Source organism: uncultured Subdoligranulum sp., from assembly GCF_937890665.1.
Genome location: NZ_CALADU010000234.1, coordinates 1 through 4,332 on the forward strand (window position 1 = coordinate 1; position 4,332 = coordinate 4,332).

Here is a 4,332-nt window from a genome sequence, read left to right on the forward strand (position 1 = left end):
GCTTTTTTTAACTGATGTAGATCATGTGAGCTTTGAAAAAGCAAACGGGACACGGTAAATTAACCTCCAATCGGCTACCGTGTCCCTGCAAGTCGTCATTGGTTTGTGCAATCGCAAAGAAACGGCGGCTCTGAAAATCAAAGCCGCCGTTTCAAATGGGCGTGTTGATAGGCTGCTGTACGACGGCTTTTTTTCTTTTGCCGTCGTGCGGCAGCTTGTTCCTTTTGCGCTTATCTTAACAAGCAATCCTCACAGAAATGTCACTGACACACGCTGTTTCGACAGAATAATGGGCTGAAATCTCACGAACCTGTGAGATTTGAAAAACCGGGAGAATAATCTCCCGGTTTTCATCGCAAATATTTAATTCTGCCGCAGTCTCTCTACAACGCTTTGCTTAACATTTTGCATGAAAGTTATGACGGGGGTTGCCAAGCAGACCAGCAAAACAATAGCTGCGACAACCAACAGAGAAATTACAGGATAGTGAAAAGCTGCATAAGGAACCATTCTTCTAAAGGCTGAGTATATTGGAATATATATCGCTGTTCCCAGTGTGGCAAGCAGTAGGAAAGAAATACTCCAATAATACCCGCCTTCCCAAAGCAATACATTTCTAATTTGCTTTTTCGTCATTCCTATACTTTCAAGTGTTGCAAATTCATGTTTCCGAGTATTTACACTAACAACCATTGTGTTAATGAAATTCATAATTCCTATCAGCAAAAATACAGCGGACAACCCTGCGGCTATAATCCTTGAGGTCAGCAAATATCCGGCCATTTCTTGCTGCTTTTCATATCGTGACAGAATCGTAATGCCCGGTGACGAAGCAGTAATGGATTGAAGCTGCTCCATAATCCCTTTGTCATAACTGCTATCAATCGTATCAAAAGCAATCCGAAAGATTTTGGTTTCTCCAGACAACTTCTCTATTGCCTGCTCACTGATATACAAATCAGGGGCAGTACCTCTCTCATTTCCTCGACCACTCTGAAAATCAGCGTCCAGAAAGTCAGTTGCCACTGTAAAGACCTGTTCCCCGGACTCACCGACAACGGTGATTGCTTGCCCTGGCTGAATCAATAGGTTTCCCTCATCATCCGTCATAGCGGACAAAACCACCAACTCTCCCTTTTCAAAGGCGGTTAAGTCAATAGGCTTATCAAGCGTTTTATTAAGTTCTTCGATATATCTGGAATCTATTCCGTAAACGCCGCTCCAAAAATTATCTGTATAGTTTTTTCGTGTTTCCGCATTTGAAAAATCAAGACCTGATACGCCATCCAAGGAATCAATATATTTCCCGAATACATTTTCGTCGTAAATGACATCCATAGTGGGCCACGGTGAAGCAGAATAAGTGACGCGCAGATTTTCAATTCCCTGCATTGTTTCAATTTGCTGCAACATTTCATCAGAGAGCAGGTTTCCTTCTTCGGAAATGCTGTAAGTCAATGCGAAATCACTTTCTCCCCATTGATTTACAAAATTGTCGGGACTTAGGCTTGATAGTAGACCAGCAGAAACCAAAAACAATATTAAGCCTAAAAATAAGGACGCAAAAGTAAGGAAAGCGCTTTTAGGGTTTCTAAAAATATTATCTCGTGCCATCCGAGATAATTTTGTTCTATGGCTCTTATGATCTCGGTAACTCCTTGTATTTGCCTCCGTATAGCGTGAAGCCGCAACAGGAGAAATACTTGCAGCTATTTTCGCTGGTTTCATGCTGCCGATGATTGCAGTAAAAAATGTGAAGATTGCGGCACCCGCAAAAATAATGGGGGAAAAGGACACTATCTCCCCAAGGTCTGTATCGCTTGAGTACATCATATTCATGGCAAACGGAACAAGTCCAAGCGAAACAATACCACCGACAATCAGGCCGCTGGGAATACCGATCACCGCCGTTCTGAATATTTGAGAACGCACGATCCGCTTGATTTGTCTTTTTGTCGTGCCTATCGTTTTAAGCTGTCCATAGAATTGTGTATCTCTTGAAATTGAGATATACAGAATGTTATAAATCAGCAAATAGCCGCTGATAATGATAAAGACGATAATAGCAGCCAGTGGAAGAACAATGGTGGTGGAATTGCTCTGAGCAATAGGTACAATTTCAAAGGACTGACTTTCTGTAAACGAAATCTTCCGTTTTAGTTTTTCACAGGATCGCAGGGCATTACTGTCATCAGAAAAAGAAATCATTGCGGTAGACACACTATCAAAGGGAAGCCCTGTTTGTGTTGCAAAAAGCTCCGAAACATAAGCGGCACCACGGTTGCCTGCACGTGAAGCCGAATAATCTGTATAATAGCCCGACAAAACAAATTCATCGGAGATATATTGATAATCTGTTCCGAGTTGATAGGAAAGGGAAATATTCATCCCTATCTGTGGATCATCAATCCCCATTGCACGCAAAGCCCATGTAGGGAGCATAATTTCATTTTTTGCTTGCGGATAATCTCCGTGTATATCCGAAATTGTTGGTACACGGTGTTCTTGCCATTCTGTTTCGTCTATCCAAGTAATACTCAGCAGGGCATCGTCCATTCCAGATGTATCAATGCTGCCCAATCTCTGACTGACACCAACTACGGATACCAAGCTGGATCGGCTCAATTCTTCATATTGTTCTTCTGAGAGACTTGTAATTGCCACATCCGCAGTCGTGCCCATCGCACGAATTTGCTGCATTTGATAGGTTTCAAAATAACTGCACCCCAAACTAAATACAGATGTAATCATAAAGGCGGTCAAGAATAATGCGATGGTAACGAAAACATTTCTCTGCTTATTAGCGCGGTAGCTTCTTTTGGCAAGACGATTGATTGTTGCCTGATTATTGTTCCCAAATAAAATATCATCCATCAATGTCACCCCCTGTCACTGTGCGATTTTTCCGTCCTCAATACGGATAATTCGGTCGGCAAGCTGGGCAATTTCATTGTTATGGGTAATCATTACAAGCGTTTGATGGAACTTCTGACTTGTAACTTTCAGCAAACCAAGAACATCACTACTTGTCCGGCTATCCAAATTGCCTGTCGGTTCATCTGCAAGTATAATAGCTGGTTTGGAAACAAGGGCGCGGGCAATCGCTACACGCTGCTGCTGGCCGCCGGACAGATTGTTAGGCATACTGTTCAGCTTCCCATCGAGAGCCAACATTTTCACGACTTCATCCATAAACTGCTTGTCCACGGTATCACCATCCAGCTCCACCGGCAGGACAATATTTTCATAGACATTCAGCACAGGAACAAGATTGTAATTCTGAAAGATAAACCCGATGTTACGTCTGCGGAAGATGGTAAGCTGTTCATCCTTGAGTTTCGATAATTCTTTCCCTTTTACTTTAATACTGCCGGAAGTTGGCGTATCTAACCCGCCCATCATGTTCAGCAAAGTAGACTTACCGCTGCCGGAAGTACCAACAATGGCAACAAATTCACCTTCCTCAATGGATAGGGTCACGCCATCCAATGCTTTTGTAATGTTCGGTTCGGTGCCGTAATATTTCTTCAAATCTGTCGTTTGTAATATGTTCATATAGAACACCACCCTTTCTTTTTGATGGCTCTATCATAAAAGGTAAACCTCACAGAAATGTCACGGGAAACAAAATACCTCTGTTTAATTAAATCTCAAATGTCATAGGTCTGTGACATTTTGTTTTTTAGCGTACTTATTTTATTGTCGAGGCAGAAAGACGGAAAAAGTTGAACCCCTCCCAACCTCGGATGTTACTCGGATATAACCGCCTTGCAAGGTTACGATCTCACGAGCCAGATATAGACCAATACCAATTCCATCTACATCATGTACGATGTCCTCTCGATAGAAACGCTTGAAAATTGCTCCCTGATGCTGTTCTGAAATGCCAATGCCTGTATCTGCAATGTCGATTTTCACATACATTTCCCAACTTTCAACCGAAACACGGATTTGACCGCCCTCCGGCGTATATTTCACCGCATTGTCCAAAATATTGAACAATGCTTCACCTGTCCATTTTCTGTCATGGGAAACGACCAAGTTCTCCGGGCAGTCCACTTGAACATTGATCTGTTTTTTCTCGGCGTTCAGAAGAATACCGCCCAATGCGGCGGCAAGCGTGTCATAAAGCGGCTGGCTTTTCTTTTCCAGAGAAATGACACCTGCTTCCAGACGAGAGGTTTTAATCATCATCTGCATGAGAAAATCCAGTTTATCAAGTTGGCTGGCCTGTGCTGTAAGAAACTCTTTTTGCTTTTGCACAGGGACTTCATTTTCAAGCAGGGTGCTGTTAATCATTTTCAAGTTCGCAATCGGGGTCTTGACCTGATG

The 4,332-nt window shown here is 42.7% G+C and carries 3 protein-coding genes; all 3 read right to left on the reverse strand.

Going from position 1 to position 4,332, the window contains the following annotated elements:
- Nucleotides 1-363 precede the first annotated feature (363 nt).
- Entirely contained in the window at nt 364-2,874 is a 2,511-nt protein-coding gene (locus Q0526_RS13205) for an ABC transporter permease (RefSeq protein WP_298734429.1), read from the reverse strand.
- A gap of 15 nt (nt 2,875-2,889) precedes the next feature.
- Nucleotides 2,890-3,555: an ABC transporter ATP-binding protein gene (locus Q0526_RS13210; protein WP_298734431.1), complete on the reverse strand. Its 666-nt coding sequence runs from the start codon at nt 3,553-3,555 to the stop codon at nt 2,890-2,892.
- A gap of 141 nt (nt 3,556-3,696) precedes the next feature.
- Nucleotides 3,697-4,332 (reverse strand): HAMP domain-containing sensor histidine kinase (locus tag Q0526_RS13215; RefSeq protein WP_298734434.1); only part of this gene is annotated, 636 nt, incomplete at its 5' end.